At 64.4% G+C, this 18,950-nt stretch carries 7 protein-coding genes and 1 pseudogene; 3 read left to right on the forward strand and 5 right to left on the reverse strand.

Annotated elements, in window-relative coordinates; all coding sequences use genetic code 11:
* Positions 1–27 precede the first annotated feature (27 nt).
* From J3S89_RS15115 to J3S89_RS15130, 4 genes are read right to left on the reverse strand one after another with little or no spacing between them, the layout of a single operon-like run.
* On the reverse strand, positions 28–9,429 hold the full coding sequence (locus tag J3S89_RS15115) for a calcium-binding protein (RefSeq protein ID WP_217928528.1): 9,402 nt from the start codon (positions 9,427–9,429) through the stop codon (positions 28–30).
* 17 nt (positions 9,430–9,446) lie between these two features.
* Positions 9,447–10,304, reverse strand: coding sequence for a hypothetical protein (locus tag J3S89_RS15120; protein ID WP_217928529.1), 858 nt, complete (start codon positions 10,302–10,304; stop codon positions 9,447–9,449).
* Entirely contained in the window at positions 10,304–10,957 is a 654-nt protein-coding gene (locus J3S89_RS15125) for an alpha/beta hydrolase family protein (RefSeq protein WP_217928530.1), read from the reverse strand. Before J3S89_RS15125 ends, J3S89_RS15120 begins: the two co-directional genes overlap by 1 nt.
* Positions 10,947–11,693, reverse strand: a complete 747-nt coding sequence (locus tag J3S89_RS15130) for a hypothetical protein (protein WP_217928531.1) — start codon at positions 11,691–11,693, stop codon at positions 10,947–10,949. Before J3S89_RS15130 ends, J3S89_RS15125 begins: the two co-directional genes overlap by 11 nt.
* 957 nt (positions 11,694–12,650) lie before the next feature.
* Here J3S89_RS15130 and J3S89_RS15135 point away from each other — a divergent pair.
* The 3 genes and pseudogenes from J3S89_RS15135 to J3S89_RS15145 all read left to right on the forward strand — a co-directional run bounded on the left by J3S89_RS15135 (position 12,651) and on the right by J3S89_RS15145 (position 14,674).
* Positions 12,651–13,796, forward strand: a complete 1,146-nt coding sequence (locus tag J3S89_RS15135; protein WP_217928572.1) for an RHE_PE00001 family protein — start codon at positions 12,651–12,653, stop codon at positions 13,794–13,796.
* Between the two features lie 166 nt (positions 13,797–13,962).
* A pseudogene (locus J3S89_RS23185) lies at positions 13,963–14,190 on the forward strand (type II toxin-antitoxin system Phd/YefM family antitoxin); the annotation flags it as partial.
* 166 nt (positions 14,191–14,356) lie between these two features.
* Complete coding sequence (locus J3S89_RS15145; protein ID WP_217928534.1) at positions 14,357–14,674, forward strand: helix-turn-helix domain-containing protein; 318 nt, start codon at positions 14,357–14,359, stop codon at positions 14,672–14,674.
* A gap of 156 nt (positions 14,675–14,830) precedes the next feature.
* On the opposite strand, the gene J3S89_RS15150 is transcribed toward J3S89_RS15145, so the two are convergent.
* Positions 14,831–18,934: a helix-turn-helix domain-containing protein gene (locus J3S89_RS15150; RefSeq protein WP_230489035.1), complete on the reverse strand. Its 4,104-nt coding sequence runs from the start codon at positions 18,932–18,934 to the stop codon at positions 14,831–14,833.
* Between the last annotated feature and the right edge of the window lie 16 nt (positions 18,935–18,950).

The raw sequence follows: 18,950 nt of genomic DNA on the forward strand, positions 1-18,950 counted from the left end.
TTCGACTTCGCACCTTCGGCGCCGGCATCACGCCGCCACCGCATGTGACGTGATGTCCGAGCGCGACCACGTCGTGCCGTCGGAGAAGGTGATCTGATCGAGACCGCGCGTCGCCGACGCGAAGTGGCCGGCGTCGGTCAGTGTCGCACCGGTGCCGAGCACGTCGACGTGCAGATCGTCGCCGACGATCAGCAACCTCACGTCCGCGGCCGTCAGGTCTGAGAAGACCAAGCGGTCGGCCAGTCCGTCCGTGTCGTCGATCGTGTCGTTGCCGTCGCCGGATGCGTAACGATAGACGTCGTCGCCGGCCCCTCCGACCAACAGGTCGGCTCCGGCGCCACCATCGAAGCGTTCGGAGAGATCGCCGCCCCAGAAGCCGTCGTCGCCACTCCCACCGCGATACCAGGCCTGTTCCGCGATCGCCGTGGCATCGAGCGTCGTCGTACCGACGACGAGAGATTCGATACCGCAACCCGAGCCGTAGAATTGGCCGTAGACCGTGATCGTTTCCCCGGTGACCGTATCCGTCACAAGAAGATCGGCGTTGTTGTTGCCGCCGCGCGCGAGATCGAGCCGAGCGAGATCGACCCCGTCGAGATGGAGGACATCGACGTCCCCCTCGTTCCACCAGTCCGAAACGACGTCGGATCCGTCTCCCGGAGCCCAGTAATAGTCGTCGGATCCGGCTTCTCCGGCGAGCGTGTCCGAACCCGCTCCCCCGTGAAGCACGTCGTTTCCTGCTCCGGCCGAGATGACGTCGTCGCCGGCCCCGCCGTCGAAGCGTTCGTTGAGATCACTCCCCGCGAAACTGTCGTCACCCGCACCGCCTCGATACCAGGCGCGTTCGGCGATCGCCGTCGCGTCGAGCGTCGTGTCTCCGACGACGAGGGATTCGATGCCGGACCCCGAGCCGTAGAGTTGGCCGGTCACCGTGATCGTTTCTCCGGTGAGCGTATCCGTCACCAGAAGGTCGGCGTTGTCGCCACCGCCACGCGCGAGGTCGAGCCGATCGAGGTCGACCCCGTCGAGGTGGAGAACATCGACATCCCCCTCGTTCCACAAGTCCGAAATGACGTCGGATCCGTCTCCCGGAGCCCAGAAATAGTCGTCCGATCCGACCTCTCCGGCGAGTGTGTCCGCTCCCGTTCCCCCGTGAAACACGTCGTCGCCGGCCCCACCGAACAACAGGTCGCCTCCGGCGCCGCCGTCGAAGCGTTCGGAGAGATCGCCGCCCCAGAAGCCGTCGTCGCCACTCCCACCGCGATACCAGGCCTGTTCCGCGATCGCCGTGGTGTCGAGCGTCGTCGCACCGATGACGAGAGATTCGATGCCGGAACCCGAGCCGTAGAATTGGCCGTAGACCGTGATCGTCTCCCCGGTGAGCGTATCCGTCACAAGAAGATCGGCGTTGTTGTTGCCGCCGCGCGCGAGATCGAGCCGAGCGAGATCGACCCCGTCGAGATGGAGGACATCGACGTCCCCCTCGTTCCACCAGTCCGAAACGACGTCGGATCCGTCTCCCGGAGCCCAGTAATAGTCGTCCGACCCGACCTCTCCGGCGAGCGCGTCCGAACCCGCTCCCCCGTGAAGCACGTCGTTTCCTGCTCCGGCCGAGATGACGTCGTCGCCGGCTCCGCCGTCGAAGCGTTCGTTGAGATCACTCCCCGCGAAACTGTCGTCACCCGCACCGCCTCGATACCAGGCGCGTTCGGCGATCGCCGTCGCGTCGAGCGTCGTGTCTCCGACGACGAGGATTTCGATACCGGCACCCGAACCGGAGAACTGGTCCCGGACGGTGATCGTCTTGCCGGAAACAGTGTCCGTCACCACGAGGTCGACACCGTTTGCGCCGCTGCGGGCGAAATCGAGGAGAGCGATGTCCACGCCGGAAATGGTCAGTTGGTCGACGCCACCGACTCCTCCGCCACCGATCACTTCACTCGCATCACCGTGAGCCCACGCATAGACGTCGTTGCCGGTGGTGATCGGCACGAAGTTCACGGCTCGCGCGAGAACATCGGTCCGCGACCACGAGATGCCGTCGGCGAAGACGAACGCCTCGACGCCCTGCCCCCCGTTGTCCATCAACGTGTTCTTCACCAGGATCGATCCGCCGTCGCCGGCGCCCGCCGAACTCTCCGCGATCACGATCGTCAGATCGTTGCCGTGGCGCTCGAGCCTCACATCCGCCGACGCGACGCCGGAGAAGACGATCCGGTCGCCCGTCCCGTTGCCTTTGTCCTCGGTGATCGTGTCGTCGCCGTCACCACGCGCCCAGACATAGGTGTCGTTGCCGATGCCGCCGTTGATCACGTCGTCGCCCTTCCCGGCGGTGATCGTGTCGGCGACGTTGAAGCCGACGATCGTGTCGTTGCCGTCGGTCGACGCTTGGGCGAGGAGCTTCATACGCACTTCGGCCCGAGACCACGTGGTCCCATCGGCAAAGACGAGCGCCTCGACCCCCTTTTCCATGCTGTCGTCGAGCGTGTTCCTGATCAGGATCGAACCGCCGTCGCCGGCCCCCGAAGCGCTCTCGGCAATCCGGATCACGAGATCGTTGCCGGTGCGTTCGAGCGTAACCTCTGTCGGAGCGAGGTCGGAAAAGACGATCCGGTCACTCGGCCCGCCCCACGTGTCCTCGGTGATCGTGTCGTTGCCGTCGCCGCGGGCGTAGACGTAGGTGTCGTCGCCGCCGGCCCCGTTGATCACGTCGTCGCCTCGGCCGGCGGTGATCGTGTCTGGGGCATTGAAGCCGACGATCGTGTCGGCACCGGCAGTCGACGCCTGTGCGAGCAGCATTGCCCGGATCTCGGCACGGCTCCAGACCGTGCCGTCCCCGAAGACGACCCGCTCGATACCGTCATCGTAGTGGCTGTCGTCGAGCGACGAAGTGAGCCGGACCGAACCGCCGTCACCGGCGCCCGCCTCACTCTCCGCGATCCAAAACGTCACATCGTTGCCCGAACGCTGGAGCGTGACGTCGCCGGGCCCGATGTCCGCGAAGAGGAGGCGGTCGGACGTCCCGCCCCAATATCCGTCGGAAATCGTGTCGTTGCCGTCGCCGCGGGCATACACGTAGGTGTCGTCGCCCCCGGCCCCGTTGATCACGTCGTCGCCTCGGCCGGCGGTGATCGTGTCTGGGGCATTGAAGCCGGCGATCGTGTCGGCACCGGCAGTCGACGCCTGTGCTAGCAGCATCGCCCGGATCTCCGCGCGGCTCCAGACCGTGCCGTCACCGAAGACGACCTGCTCGATACCGTCGTCGTAGTGACTGTCGTCGAGCGACGAAGTGAGCCGGACCGAACCGCCGTCACCGGCGCCCGCCGCACTCTCCGCAATCGAGAAGGTCACATCGTTGCCCGAGCGTTGGAGCGTGACGTCGCCGGGCCCGATGTCGGTGAAGAGGAGACGGTCGGACGTCCCGCCCCAATAGCCGTCGGAAACCGTGTCGTTGCCGTCGCCGCGGGCATACACGTAGGTGTCGTCGCCGGCCCCGCCGTTCAGAGCGTCGTTCCCCTTACCGCCGGCGATGACGTCGGCCACGTTCGAGCCGGCGATCGTGTCGTCGCCGTCGGTCCCCGCCGCAGAGATCAACATGTTGCGAAGATCGTTCGCCGTCCAAACCGTTCCGTTGGCGAATTCGACGAATTCCACTCCGCGGTCGTATGCCTTGACCAGCACATACTTCAAGAGGATGGAGCCACCGTCTCCAGTCCCGGCCGAACTCTCGGCAATATCGAGAATGAGATCATCCCCACTTCGCCGCAGAGACACGTCGCCGGGATCGATGCCGGTCAGCACCAGTCTATCGGCCGTTCCGGCGTACAACGTACCTTCGTCGATCGTGTCGTGGCCGTCACCACGCGCATAGACGTAGGTGTCGTCGCCTTCTCGGCCGTCGAGAACATCGTCGCCTTTGCCACCCTCGAGGCGGTCGGCGCCGCCGAAGCCGGTGACGACGTCGTTGCCGGCGGTTTCCGTTTGCGCGATCAACTTCGCCTTCAAGTCGGCGAGGCTCCAGGTGGTGCCATCGGCGAAGACATAACTCTCGACCGTGGAGTACTGCCAATCCTGCGACAACAGCAGCAGAGAATCGCCCGTATCCGCGATCGTCAGCAGAATCTCATCGTCGTTGCCCGGCCGCGTGACGACGATGTCGGAGGGAGCGACGTCGCTTCCGAAGACGACGCGATCCACACTGGAATAGGTGACGTAGCCCAATCGCTCGTCGATCGTGTCATGGCCCGAGCCGCGTCCGAACACGTAGGTGTCGGAGCCGTCGCCGCCCATGAGGAGGTCGTCCCCGGCACCACCATCGATGACGTCGTCCGAGAAGAAGCCCTCGACGGTGTCGTCACCCGAAGTCGCGGCGTTCTCGAGCGCCTTGCTGCGCAGATCCGCGGCCGTCCAGATCGTGCCGTCCGCGAAGGCGACGCTTTCGACCTCGCTGGGGCGCCAATTGAGCACGCCGTAGCTGGTCTGATCGCTCAGGGTCAGCGTTTCGCCAGTGTCGGTCAGGGTCAAGACGATATCGTTGCCCGCACCTCTCGTCACGCGGACCTGGTCCGGAGACACGTCCTCGGTCAACGCGACCACATCGGTCTCGGGTGCGAGAATGTGGGACGAACTCTCCGCGATCCGGTCGTGGCCGTATCCATGACCGAAGACATAGGTGTCGTTGCCGTCCCCCCCCTTCATGAGGTCGCCACCGGCACCGCCGTCGAGCCGGTCGTCGGAGGCAAAGCCGAAGATTCGATCGTCGCCACTCGTCTCAGCTTCGGCGATGAGCCGCAGCTCGACGTCGCGAGCCGAGAGTACCGTCTCTCCATCGGCGTCGGTGAACACGAAACGCTCGATCCGATCGAAGGCGAGATCGCCCACGACACCCGTATAGATGATGCCGAACTGGTTCTGAATGGTGAGCGTGCTGCCGTCGGCCAGAGTCACGACCAGATCGTCGGTGTCCTCGGGATGAGAAAACATCACGTCGGCCGACGTCAATCCGTAGCCGAAGGCGATCGAATCCGCCTGATCGCCATAGACGCTGGTCTCGGCGTCTCGAACAAGGTCGTGCCCGTAGCCGAGGCCGAAGACATAGGTGTCGCCGTCGTTGCCACCCGAGAGGAAGTCGTCACCGGCCCCGCCGTCGAGGACGTCGGCGACGTCGAATCCCATGACGGTATCGTCGCCTTGCGTCTCCTGCGCGGCGATCGTCCGGTCCATGACCTCGGTCCAGTCGAGGCTGGATCCGTCGGCGAACCGGAAGATCTCGATGCGATCCATCCAGATCTGGCCGAAGACGCCGGTGTAGGTGGAGTTGAACTGCCCCTTCACCGTCAACGTGTCGTCGGATCCGAGGAGACCGAGGATCAGGTCACCGCCCTCGCGGGCGAAGGTCAGATCGTCTTCGGTGATGCCCTCGCCGAATTGCACGGCATCCTGATCCCATCCGACGACGGCGAAGGCGGCCGATCCGATCGACGACACCCGCTCGTCGACTACGTCGTGGCCATAGCCGTAGCCGAACAGATAGATGTCGAAGTCGTTGCCGCCGACGAGGATGTCGTCCCCGGCGCCGCCGTCGAGAACGTCCTTGTCTGGCGTCCCAAGGATGGTCTCGGACGCACTCGAGGAACGCGAGACCTGCCAGGCGATGTCTTCGCGCGTCCACTGAACGCCGTCGACGAACTGGATGAGATCGATACCGAAGGCCGACGACGTTTCGCCTCCGCCCATGATCCCCGGAATGAAACCCGCGAACTGGTTCACGATGCGGACTTCGTCACCGGTCGCGACCACGGTGAGAAGGAGATCGAGCCCGTCGCGTGTCGCCGTGATTTCGGTCGAGGCGTATTGAGCAAATCGAACATAGTCGTCGTCGTGCGTGATGTTCGTCTCGTCGTCGACGATCGTGTCATGACCGAAATTGCGACCGATCACGTAGTCGTCGTGACCACCCTTGCCGTAGACCGTCTGGTCCCCCGACCCGAGATAGAAGATGTTCGCCTCTCCGGTTCCCTCGACCGGGGCGTCGAAGTCATCGACCAGAAGTGTCTCGGGGATGCCGAAGTCGCTGGCGGCCGCATTCAGAGAGATCGGCAGACCGACGTTCTCCCAGGCCGCGACGAGGTTCGCGTAGAGGAAGCCGAAGGAATTGATACTATTGCCGGTTCCTCGATCATAGGCGGTCACGATGCGATCGAAGACGTCGTTCATCGTCGCAAAATACGCCGAGATTTCCGCCGGCGTGGCGGTCTGCACTTCGGAGAACACGTGTTCGAAGAACGGCACCAACTGCCGGTCGGTCGCCGGTCGGAAGAGATCTTCGCTCACGTCGTAGGACAAGCCGTAATAGTCCGGCGCCGCCTGTACCGCGAGCCGCACCGACAGCATGTCGAGATGGGTGTAGGCCATGTCGAAGGCGGCAACCACGGCCGATTTCGACGATCCGGCGTCGAGGACGGTCGGCAGCTGCTCGCCGGTATAACGCTCCACGAAGGCGAGTTCGTCGCTCGAGAGATCGCGCCAGCGCCCGTCCAACGACGGATTCGCGGCCTTCAAGGCCGCCAAACTCTCGTAGCTCGTATTCGAACTCGCGAGCATCCAGCGTTCGGTGCCGTCGACCTGGACGGCGTAGGCATAGTCGACGACGTGACGATCGGAAGCCCCAAGGACGACATGAACCGTCTGATAGTGCTCGGTCGACGCGACCGCCGGCAGGGAGGCGGCCCAGCCGAGAAGGACGGGGATCGCCGCAGATCGAATGGCCTCCATCCCACGCGCGGCGCCGAGGTCGTCGAGCGCGCCGACCACCACGGTCTCGAGCGACGGCGTGAGCGTCATCACCTGCCTGAGATCGGCGAGCGTGCCATGGCCGCGCAACTCGGGCAGCGCGGCGGCCGTCTCTGAAAGGGTCGTGGCAGCGAGCCATTGCGAGTCGAAATTGTCGATCTTCAGATCGACGTTCGCGATCGTCGACGTGCTGCCGTCAGTCCGGGTGAACCCGCCCGTGGCGGTCACCTGATTGCCCGCGACGAACACGCCACTCTCATCCGTCGATGCGAGCGAGATCGAGGTGATCCCGACTTCGGCGAGTGTCTTCAACTCGCCCTCGTCGGTGACCGCATCACCATCGGCGACGATCCACACCCGAAGCTCGGAGAAGACCGCGTCGGACGCGTCGATCACCCCGTCACCGTTGCCGTCGTAGGCCGCGAGGGCGTCGAAGCCCGACTGCATCCGCTCCGCGCCGGTGATGCGGCCGTCGCCGTTCGTATCGACGCCGCCGTCGGCGCGCGGGCCGCCGAAGAGCTCGGAGACGTCGTCGATCACGCCGTTGCCGTTGCGGTCGAGCGCCAGGAGCCCGTCACCCGAACCGACCCAGCCGGTCTTCTCCGAGAAGCCGTCGCCGTCGAGATCGAAGCGCGGCGACACCGAGGATTGGCCGACGAGGTCGATCCCGTCCCCGTCGAGGTCGAGGACGAGCGGGTCCGCGCCGCGATAGAGCGAAATGCCGAGTTCCGCCTTCGGCTTGGTGCTGAGGATAGCCGCGTAGCTCGCATCGACGTTCCATGGCGTCTCGAGCTCACGGAAGAGTTTGGTCTGGACATCCATCTCCGCGACATAAAGTCCGAAGGCGCGCCCGGCAGGATCCGATCCGTAATTGGTCGATTGACCATTCGCCACGTAGGTGAGATTGCCGAGCAGATCGCCGACGACCAGTTCGCCCTTGGCGTTGTAGCCGTATTTGCACATCCCGCCGGCGCCATGGGCCCAGACGTCCTCCGACCCCTTCCAGGAAACGCCGCCGGTGAGATTCAGGTCGTCGTAGGCGTAGAGATTGTCCTCGGCGGAAGCGTCGGTGATGAGGATGTTGTTCGAGAGATAAACCTCATCGGCGCCCGAGCCCGTCGTGACCTGTGTGCCGGAACCGATGTTGCGGAATTCATCTTTGCCGCCGCCGCCGTCGACGGTCGCTACGCCCGCCAAACCATTGAATGTGTCGGACTTGGAGGAACCGATGACTTCATTGGCGCCTCGGAATGTCCAGTTGGTACCCGCGAGGCGACCATTCTTCAGGATCACACCGCCGTCGGCGCCGAACGCCGAAAGATCGAGGGTCGCCCATGCCGTCGCGTCGTTCGAGGTCGCGGCGGCAACATCCTGATCGACGGCCGCGCCCGCTTCGAACGAAATGGCGATCTTTTCCGATTTGGCACCCTGATCGTATTCGGCGACGGCGTCGAGCTTCAAGGTCTGTTTGCCGATCACCACCTCTTCGACGTCGTGGAGCGTGTCGGTGCCGTAGAGACCGTCGGCACCCTTGGCGATGTGGAGGCCGGTGCCGTCGTTCGCCGTCCCACCGACCAATTTGACGCTCATGCCGCGGTAGTCGACGGTATCTGTGTCGGCACCGCCGTCTATCGAGTCGTTCCCAGACGAGCCGATGATCACATCGTTTCCATCACCCGCAAAGACGAGTTCCGATCGCCAGACCGTGTCGATTGTATCACCACCGGCGTCATCGGAACCGAGAATCAAGTTGGTCGAATCGTCGGACCAAGCGAGTTTGACACGCGGAAGAGTGCCGTTTGTCTTCGCGATCGCCGCCGAGAGTACCGCGTAATCCTTATCGCTCAACAATATGCCACCGACGCCGGCACCATTGTTGTTCGCACCGTTGTTCGGGCCCGTTGCATTGGCCCAGGTGAAGTTTCCAGCGATGAACTGCTTGCCACCGATGTTGACGATGGCCGGACCTCCGCTGTGCCCTGCGGCACCCATGATGCCGGAAGCCGACCAGTTCATCTGACCGTCGTATCGTGCCGAACTCACGTCCAACGATTCGAGTTCCGAAGGCTGTGCGACGATGCTCGCTCCACTCGACAGCGCGTAGCTGTCGACCTTGCCAGAGGAGGTCAACTGATCGTCCGCTACCGTATAGAGACCGGGGAAGCCGACCGAGAACATCGACTTCAGCGCTTCCGTCAGCTTCTTGGACGGGCCGTAGCAAGACGTGATACCGAGTAGTTCGCTCTTGTCGACGGAAACGGGAGCATCGAGGCGGATCGCCACGACGTCGTTCGTCTGAAAACTACCGGTGTAATTTCGCAACGAAATGATCGACGAGGCCTGTGTCGCGACCGCATCCGCGGCTACGACCGTGCCCGGCACGTATCCGATGCCGAAGGAATAGGTATGAATACCATCTTTGTCGGCAAGCTTGCCGGAATTGACGACGTGGGCCGCACTCAGAACAATATCTTCGGACAGCAGGATCCCGCTCCCCGTATTGTTGCCCACTGGTTCGAGTACACCGACGACGATCGAGCCCAGTGTCGAGTCGGATGGCACGAGAGTATATTTTGTCTTGTAAGCGTACGGGAAATAGTTTTCCAAGCCGTATTGGCCAATAGCAAGATTTTCCATGATTTTACCCCCTCAATTCAAAACCCCGGCCTCCACCGATCGATCACCCAGCCGCCGTCGTAGCGCTGCGGCGATCTGCACCAGATGTCCGGTTGCCCCCGTCTCGGTTTGGTCGGATCGAAGGCCAGACCCACAACCCCGTCGTCGCGCACGTGATAGCCTAGCCGTCCAGGAACATTTTCCGGGCGAGCAAGATTATTCAGTTGTATGGCTCGTACTTCTTGGCACTCGAAATATACTTTCTTTCTCAAGGTCCCGCGTTTCGGATCGATGGCCCCGGAATAATCGCAACCTGCTGCGCCATTGAGATTTCTCTCTTCCCTCCACCGAATGCCAAGGGAGCTCGAACATACGGTCATAAGTGCAAATTCATCGCTGTCTTGACATGCGATGAGCTTGCGTTCGCAGGATCCCACATCACTGCTCGGTTCGATCGGCACGCATTGCGGCCGGTCGGTGGCTCGATCGCGTGTACAGCGCGTGCAGGCGTCGTCCCACTTCGTGCAGTAGGGGGAATCCCATTTCTCGGCCGGAACGTTTCGGTCCGGCTCGACCTTGAACCAAGCAGCATTGCGGCTGGCGACCTGTTCCGCTGGAGAGAGCGCTTCGTAGGCCCGTCGTCGGACCTTCAAGGCCGGCCTCTTCTCCGTGGTCACACCGGGACCGGACGACGCGGCGACGGCATTCTCGGCGAGCGGCGCCACGGCAATCGAAGCGATCACGCCGATCGCAGCCGCCACGTGGACCCTTCGGGCCGCAGCACGGGACGCGGCGAACAGGCAAAGCACCCCCCCATTCCGACGAGCGATGGGGGAGCGGTTGCGCGCGGTGTCCGCGCTCATGAGGTTCGGGACGGTATCGCGATCCTCCATCATCACCTCGCTCTTCCCCCGACGCGTCTCGGCATCATCATCGGCCGGAAATATGACGGACGATTGCATGTTCTTTCAGCCACACGCCATCGAACGCACCGCCGAGGCTGCACACGACCATCATGGCCGTGGAGGACAGGGCAGCCTCCTTGGGGACCGCGATCGGTCGCCCCTCGCGTCGATTGCCCGGTCGTCCCGACGTATTCGGCCAACCCTCCGCCGGGCGAATGGCCGGTGAGAACGACGTTGCTCGGCGTCGTGTCCGCCCAGACCGACTGGTTCGTCACGGCCTGATAGAAGTCGAAAGCCAACTGCGTCTGGGCATTCGGCTCGCCCAGAGCCGCGATCCATCCCGTCAGAATGTCGCTCGCCCCCTTCACGGGGTCGGTGGCCAAGGTGGGGTTGTCGGTGCCGCGATAGGCGATGATCGTCTTGCCGTCGAGGCTGGTGCCAGTTCCCGACACCGTATAGGCGACGGCGGCGAACCCGTCGGTGGCGAGATTGCCGATCCCCAAGTCGGCGGAACTTTTCGTGAATTTGAGAGGACCGATATTGGTTGCGTCGAGTTGCACGCTTGGCGCAAGGCCTCGATTATACGCATCCATCGAAGCGATGGCGAGTATGAGCTTCTCATACGTCGTATACTCAGTGCTCATCGCCAACTCCTGATATGTAGTAGCGCGCTATCACGCCTCTTCCAGGATAGAAATTCTTGGAATATGGGTCGAGATCGCTTCCTTTGACCATCTCGGCGATCTTCTCTTTTGGGAGCCTGATCCAAGGGATCACCGCCTGAAGGCGGGCGACAGAAGCGGTTATCTCCGGCACCTCGATCTCGTCGGTCAGCTTGGCTCCGGGCTTCATCGGCGGCTTGCCCAGAATCTCGTAGTCCACCCGCGCGATCGCCACGCCGGGCCCGAAGACCGCGTCGAGATTGGCGGGATCGATCCACTCCGCCGTCGACGGCTGGCTCGGATCGCGGAAGCGCACCAGCGCCGGCAGGCTCTTCAGCGGGATCGACACCTTCGGTCGCGCTTCGACGACGGCGTCGATCGCCTGCGGCATCTTCATGTTCCTATCCCGATAAGGACGGGCGGCGAACGGAACCAGAAGCCCCTCCTGACCGGTGCTGCCTCTCCGGAGTTCATCTCGCCAGAGCAGGCAGAGGAGATAGCCCCGCGGGCCGAGGTCGACGACGGTGGCCGCACCCTTCAGGTTGAAGAAGATCGCCGCTCCCATGCCGCCGAGTGGACCGTCGCCGAAGCCGATCCAGAGCCGAGCGACGCTCGACCCGACTTTCTGCCCTTCCGGCGTGTCGACCGTGATCGTCAACCGATAGAGCAGAGCTCGCGGCGGGCTCTCCTTCGCGCAGCCGGCGAGGGCCAGGGTCACGACTCCGGCGAGAAAACTGCGCCTCAGCATCGCCCCTCTCCGAGCATTTCCCACCTCTCGGCGCGTGACGCCGACCGCCGCCGCCTTGCAGCGCCGTTCGGACGGCCACGCATCCGCCCGACACCCCATTTGGCGACGACATTCGGCCTACGCCGATCATGGCCGAACGGTTTCGGATCGTCTCCCGGTGGAATTTCAGGGTGAGGCGGGATGACGCAGGAGTGGCGGCGGAGTAGGTCATCGTGCGCTGCGTCGATCGTATCGCCGAAAGACGCCGTCGTCGCCGTACGAACCGAGCCTCTCGTGGCGATCGCCGGGCCTCGACGGGTCGATGGTCCTCGACGCCCATGGACGCGTCGACGACGCGCTCGACGTGCGGATCGGCGAACGTAGGCGGAGCCTGAAGCGAAGTCGCCGAACCGGTCCGCCCGAGATCGCGCAATTCCGAGGGGATACATGGACGAGCCCATGAACGCTCTGCTTCGCCTCTCTTCCACGAATGGAGAGTCACGCCCGGACATCGCGCACCGTTCGGAGGCGCGCTTCAGGCCATCCTCCACGCCACTATCGGATCCTCCGAAGAATGCGCCCCGGACGGCTCCCAATCGATAAGAGGTACTTATCGATGGTGATACTCATCCGCCGGCGCCTGTCCGGGTGCTGGAAGCAAATACCGACTTCACTTCCGTTAATTGATCATTCACCATGTTCTCCAATATGATGCGATCGCTTCCCCTCCGTCTCGACGCCCTTCCCTGGGCCCGTCTCGCGCCGTCGCTCTGTCGCTTTCACTCAACGATTTCAATTTGCAGCGCTTGGCGAAAAACCGGCACGCGATTTTCGCTCTTCGATTTCAGTGAGTCGCCACTATCCCTCTGTACCGACGGGGATTTCCGTCCCGGTACTCGGAAAGTCCGCGGCAGCCGTCACAAACCGCCCTCCCCTCGCAGGCCCACGATGACCTCCTCGCGAACCCGCCTTCCCGACCCGCTCCCTTGGCCCCTGCTGGCGCGACCGCTGGCCCGCGCCGAAGACGCGCTGGCTCGGCTCGACGAGCGTCTGCGGACGAGCCCGATCCGCGACGGCTGGATCGCCAGGACCCATTTCGGCGACGCCGCCGCCGCGCTCTGGCTCGACGGCGAACTCGTCGTCCTCGAAGACTTGGTGCTGCACGACGCCCGTCTCGACGTGCGTGCACCCACCCACGAACTCACCCGGGCGCACGCCGTGCTGGGAGAGCGCCGCCGCATCGCCGGCGCCGAACCCGACTGGGCCCTGTCCGACGCCGGGATCGCGATTTTACGCGGACGGACCGCCGGAGACGAGGGGCTCACCCTAAATGCGGGGCATGAACCGGACCTCCGCTTCGGGGACGAGGACGACGAAGGCGGACCGAATGCCGCTGGGTTCGACGCGGACGCCGGCGGCCAGGCCCTGGCCGACGCCTTCGCGGCGGTCGACGCGGCGATCGCCCGTTCGAACCGTGCCCTCGCCGGCGAGGCATCGCGCCCACCGCCGCACCGAGATCGTGACCCACTCGTCTACGACCTCGACTGGGACGAAGAGGCGCGTCTCACCGAGTGGCGCAACGCCGTCGATCGGACCCGCGACCTGCCGCCGACCCTCGCCGCCGCGATCGCCCACACGGCATGGACTGCGATCGAGCCGCTGCAGCGCGCCCCCGGCCTCGGCCGCCTGCTCGCCGCCGCCCTTCTGCGGGAGCGCGGCAAGGCTCGCGCCCATCTGCCCTGCCTCGCCGAGGGCGCCAAGGCGGTGCCGCGCGAACGGCGCCGGCACCGCGACGCGTCGGTGCGTCTCGTCGCCGAGCTCGACGCCATCACCGCCGCCGCGGAGGAGGGGATGAAGCAACATGACCGTTGGCTCACCGCCCGCACGCTGCTGCAGCGCAAGCTCGCCGGCCGCCGTTCCACCTCCCGGCTGCCGGAGCTGATCGATTTGGTGATCTCACGGCCGCTGGTCTCGGCCGGCATGATCGCCGAGGCGCTCGCCGTCACGCCCCGGGCCGCCCTCGATCTGGTGAAGGACCTCGACCTGCGCGAGACGACGGGCCGCGGACGGTTTCGGGCATGGACAGTCGGGTGATCGGAGTGGCCGAGAGACCGTGGACGATCGATGGCGACATGGTCCGAAAACAGCGATGGTCGCTCGACCCGCTCGCCGTCGGCCGCTTCGGTCCTTTCGGTCTCGCGTGACGACCCGATCCGAAACGCGCTACGATCCGGCCAGCCGGTCCAGCCAAGAGGTGTCCATGTACTGGCCCTTGCAGGATGCGAAGAACCACTTCTCGAAGATCGTCCGGCTGGCCCGGTCAGAGGGTCCCCAGGTGGTGACCAAGAGCAGCGTGCGCGCGGCCGTCGTCCTTTCGGCCGCCGATTACGATGTTCTGCTCTCCGGTCGCCAGACCTTCGTCGACGATCTCCTGTCGGGACCGAGTTGGGACACCGCCATGGCCGACGCCGTCGATGCACGCGCCCAACCGCTCCGAACCGGCGGCATCCTGGCCTCGTTGCGCCGGGCGCCGCTCGTCGACGGCGACCTCGAGCTTACCCGCGCGAGGGACAACGGCACGTCGGCGATGTCCCGATGCCCCGGTTGATCGACACCAATATTGTCTTGAGACAGGGTCGACGAGTGAGCCTCCGATGACTGGAAAACGCTTCGAAAGTGTCTGGGACGCAGTCACCGATACGCCGCGGGAAGCCGCGGCCATGAAGTTGCAGTCGGCCGTCATGATCGAACTGCGCCGTTACATCGAGGAGCGGGGCCTCGACCGATCGGATGCAGCAGCATTGTTCGGACTGCCGCCGTCACGGGTCGCCGATCTGATGAACGGCAAAATTGACCGTTTCACGCTCGATGCACTGGTCGCTATGAGCGTCGCGGCAGGAATCACCACCGATGCCGGTCACGGGCTTCATGACGTGAAAGAGCCCCCGGCGGCGACAAAGGGTGGTACTTGAGCACTCACCTACAAATGAGCGGAACTCGGGACCTTGAACACGTATTTGTGGCCATCGCGACGTTTGGCTAGTGAGCGAATGGCAGCAGGGTAGGTTCAATGGCGACCATATCATGTCATTTGGCGTCGAAATCATCTTAATGTTGCTTTCGCACTTTCAATAGGACCAGTCGCGCCGCTCGGCGTCCTCGTCTTCCCGCTTGGCCTGCCGCTCATAGCTGTCAGCGAGGTCACTCAGCGCCTTGGCCGTGTGCGGATGTTCGAATGCAATTGCCTTGGCCCAGCCCCTGTATTTCGCTGCCTCGCCTCGCTCCAAATTGCCGCCGTCACCCGGCATGCGAGTCGTAATACCGCGCCGGTTTGCCTTGCCGACGCGGAATCCTTCCAGCATGGGTTTGCTTCGAAAAAGGTCGAGCGCCTCTCGCACGGGCTCCGCCGGCCAGTTCCCGTCCGCGCCCTCGGGCGAAGCGGATAGCATCTGACCGATCTTGCTGTCGGCGATATCCTCGCGACCGGCCGCCTTGGCTAGGCTGCGTGCCTCTTTGATCCAGTCCTCCAGTACCCTAACGTCGATGGTTCCGTCATCACGTCGACCCGGGATGTGGTCCCAGAGCTCGAATAGTCGGTAAGCTTGGTCCGCCACCAGACGCGCCTGTTCTGGATCGGACGGCTCGGCTTCCTCGATCCCGCTTTCTGCGCTGGCCTTGTAAACGGCGCTGAGCATTTCGATGAACAATTTCGGCTGCTCCGAAAGGACCGACAGCAGGATCTTCGCCGGGCGGCGCGAGTACTCGAGGACACTCAGGTATTTCCATTCGAGAATCGCGAGGGCATCACGGTCGACATCACTGCGGGCGTCCAGGTCCGTGAGCGTTTCGGCGACGTAGTGCTGGAGCATGGTTGCCTCGTTGCCATCCGCCGGGTTCTCGCTTGGTTGGCGCACGGCCTGCTCCAGCACCTCCAGCAGCACTGCCGACGGCAGAAGCCCCTTCTTGTCGCCGCGACCAGCGAGCGCCAGAGCGTGACGGGCCCGACCCGCATCGATCAACTGGCGGATGGAGTAGGCAATGTCGCTACTGTCTCCATCCATCCAAAGAACCGGAGCACGGCGCCAGTAGGTCGCCAACGTCTCACCACCGATTTTCTCGACTTGGTCCCAGGTCCACCGACCGATTGGCAGGGCCCGCAGGATCGTCATCACTGCATCATCGCCCCAGGACTCCGCCTGCGCTCGTGCAATCAGCGCCTCCGCCCAAGTCTCCTTGCGGTCTCGGAACGCCGAGAAGATGAGGCCGTGGGCAACGTCGCGCTCGTGCGCGTCGGCGCTGCGGGCCGCCGCTTCGATCAGAGCCTCCAGGTCGGAAGCCGAAAGACCGCTATCGTAGAGCGCCTTACCGACATACCCGGCGCTGTCGACCAGTCGAGCCAGACCGAGAACCGCCGGAATGCCCCCGTCCGTGAAAAGAGTGCGAGCCGCCCCCTCGCGGGCAGCTTCAACCTCGCGCCGCTCGGCTTCCCAACCATCGGTCGTTGCCCTGGGCAAGGCAGCAGAGTCTTCAAAGAGCCAAGCCGCGCGCGTTAGCGGATCCAAGGGCGTGAAGCGCTCGTAGATCGCCTCCAGCCGTTGCAACACGCCCTCCTTCAGGGACCAATCGGCGTCGGGAAACTGTCGATGGTGGTGCAGGACTCGCCGAAGCTTTTCCCAGAAAGCGGCGCGATCGGCAGCGCCCGTGATCATGGATTCAGCCGCCTCGAGCGCAGCAAGCGCCGGCTCCGGATCGGGGGAAAGGTCGCCAAGCCTGTCGAGCAGCGCCGACCATCGCTGAGGGTCGAGGCCGACGTCGGCGACCAGCCGTTCGCTGATCTTCGCCGCGCCCCGACCGATCAGGTTCCAGGTCACCGCCTCTGGATTGTCGACACTGAAGTCGCGCCAGCGCGGTAGGGGCGACGGGGACGAGGTATCACGGCCGCTCGGCAGTATGCCGAGCATCAGCTTCCACGCCGTGGCCGGCTCCCGTTTGCGGATCAGGTCGAGCGCGCGGATGCGCTGCTCCTGCGTGGCGTAGGTCTGAGGGCTCCAGAGGAGGTGAACCTCCCGCAGGCTGTTCATCGGCCCGTTGACGAATTTGCGCGGCTTGACATCGATGGCGTCGAGACGTGCCAAGACGTGAGTCACGCGTGGCATCCAATCGGGCGACCAAGCGAGGGATTCGAGTGCCCACATGAGGTCGGACAGGTGCTCCGTCCCGAGGATCCCACCGTCGTCATGGCCGAATAAGGCGCCGATGGGCGGATCGTTCTGGTCGAGACTGTCTTCGATGGCAGCGAGGAAGGCATCGGGTGAAGCCTCGGCGAGCAGCCGGAAGTCGCCGGACAGGGACCACCAGCGCCGCGCATCGGCGCCACGGAGCAGGCGCGCGACGATCGCGGCCGCACGTTGCGGCGCGTCTGCCGCCGTGCGGATCCTGTCCCCCCAGAGCGCCAGCAGGATCAACACTTGGCCTACTCCGTGCCGCAGCAGGCCCGAATGGTCCGCCCGCACGCCGTGGATTTCAGCCATCCAGCGGTTGTCTGGCTCCATGTCGAAGCGTGGATCGGATGCACCTAGAACCGCTTGGGCGACACTTTCGAAGCGGTCGAGATCAGCCCGCGTCAGATGGTGGGCCAGCAGAATCCAAGCATCCGACGGCGAGGCGACGCGCCACGCCGTCCCAACCTTTTGCAACGGGCTATCGAAGGAGCCCACGAGTGGCGCCAGATCGGCGATGATGGCGTCGTAAGACTGGTCAGCAAGTTCGGCGAGGCGCGCTCGGTCACCCTCGGAGGTCTCCACCCAGCCGCCGGCGAGCAGCGCCGCCAGCAGCGCCCTCGGCGGTTTCGCTTCCGCCCACCAAGGCAGGCGCCCGGGCGCACCTGGGATCAACCGACGGAGGACGGCGAGATTGCGCGCGCTGTCGCGAGCCAGCGCATTCGCCCGCGGTTCGGCCATGCCGGCTGCTTCGAGGGCAGCGGCGATGCCCTCCCGCGAAGGGCGCGCCAGCGTTCTGACCTCGCCACGTCCGATCATGCGCTCGTCATAGGCTTGGAGCACGAAGTGGCCCCGCTCTGCGAGGGCGCGAGCGAGCCCCGGCTCAGGTTCGGTGAGAAGCAGGATCAGGGGCGCCGGCGCGTTACCCAGTGCCCGAGCCGCCTCCGCCGTCGTCATCACCAGTGTGCGGGCACGATAGGCTGCCGCGAGATCGTCCGGCAGCTCACGCAGTGTGGCGTGGAGGAACGCCGCTACCTCGTCGGACGTGGTCGTCTGCAGGGAAAGGACGGACGGTTTGCCGCGCAGCCAGCGGAGGACCTCGGCCGAGTCCTCACTCCGGTCGGCGAGCACGAGGTCCTCGGTCAGCCGCCATTCGGTGGCGAGCGACCACTCCTCCCAAACCTCGTCGAGCTCTCGCGTCCCGAGTGGCCGCTTGTTGAGGCGAGCCGCGATCCAGAGACCGACAGCCGGATGCTGCTCGACCCAATGCACCAGATCATCTGCGTCATAGACCCGAACTTCGCGCCACGGGCCCTCCGCTTCACGGGCTTTGGCCCAGGCATCCTTTTGAGGCCAATGACGCAGGGTGACGAAAATGTAGGTGGAGGTGGCGGGATCGAGCGGAGTCGGGGCAGCCGTCCGCTTCTCGTAGTCCTCAGTCGCCTTCTGTTGGATGTTGCGGCGTTGGACGCCGAGCTCCCACCCGGCACGACCCTTTGGGACATAGGCATTGCCTCTGGCAGCGGTCGTAATGCCGTCCCACCCTGGATGACGAACTCCTTCGTCAGATGGGAAACGCAGCTCGATGCTGGGGTCGAGTGCCGCTTGGACCAGCTTGGCCAGCAGTGTTGGCAGACTGACCGGACCGTCGGTGCGGTCGGCCCAATCCGAAAGGTCTTGGGCGCTGACCCAGCGAACCGGGGTGGTTGCAACATCCGCGCGGGCGAATGGCGGTATGGAGGGGCCGATCACGGCGCCCGTGGGCAGAAAACGAATGCCCGCACCTTCTAGGGCAGCACGGATGGCCTGGGCATTGTTGGCAACGGGCTTGCGCGAGCCGCGCTCGAAATCGGCGACGGTGGAGGTTCCAACACCTGCTGCCTTGGCGAGATCCTGTTGCGACCATGCCAGCAGGGCGCGGGCCGCCCGGACGTGTTTGGGCGTGAGTTCGGTGAGAGGGCTGGAATTTGTCATGGTCATATGGAATATATGACGTCGATGGAAAATTCTCAACAGTTGTCTTTTGTTG

This window comes from Pinisolibacter aquiterrae, from assembly GCF_019160155.1.
GTDB lineage: Bacteria > Pseudomonadota > Alphaproteobacteria > Rhizobiales > Ancalomicrobiaceae > Pinisolibacter > Pinisolibacter aquiterrae.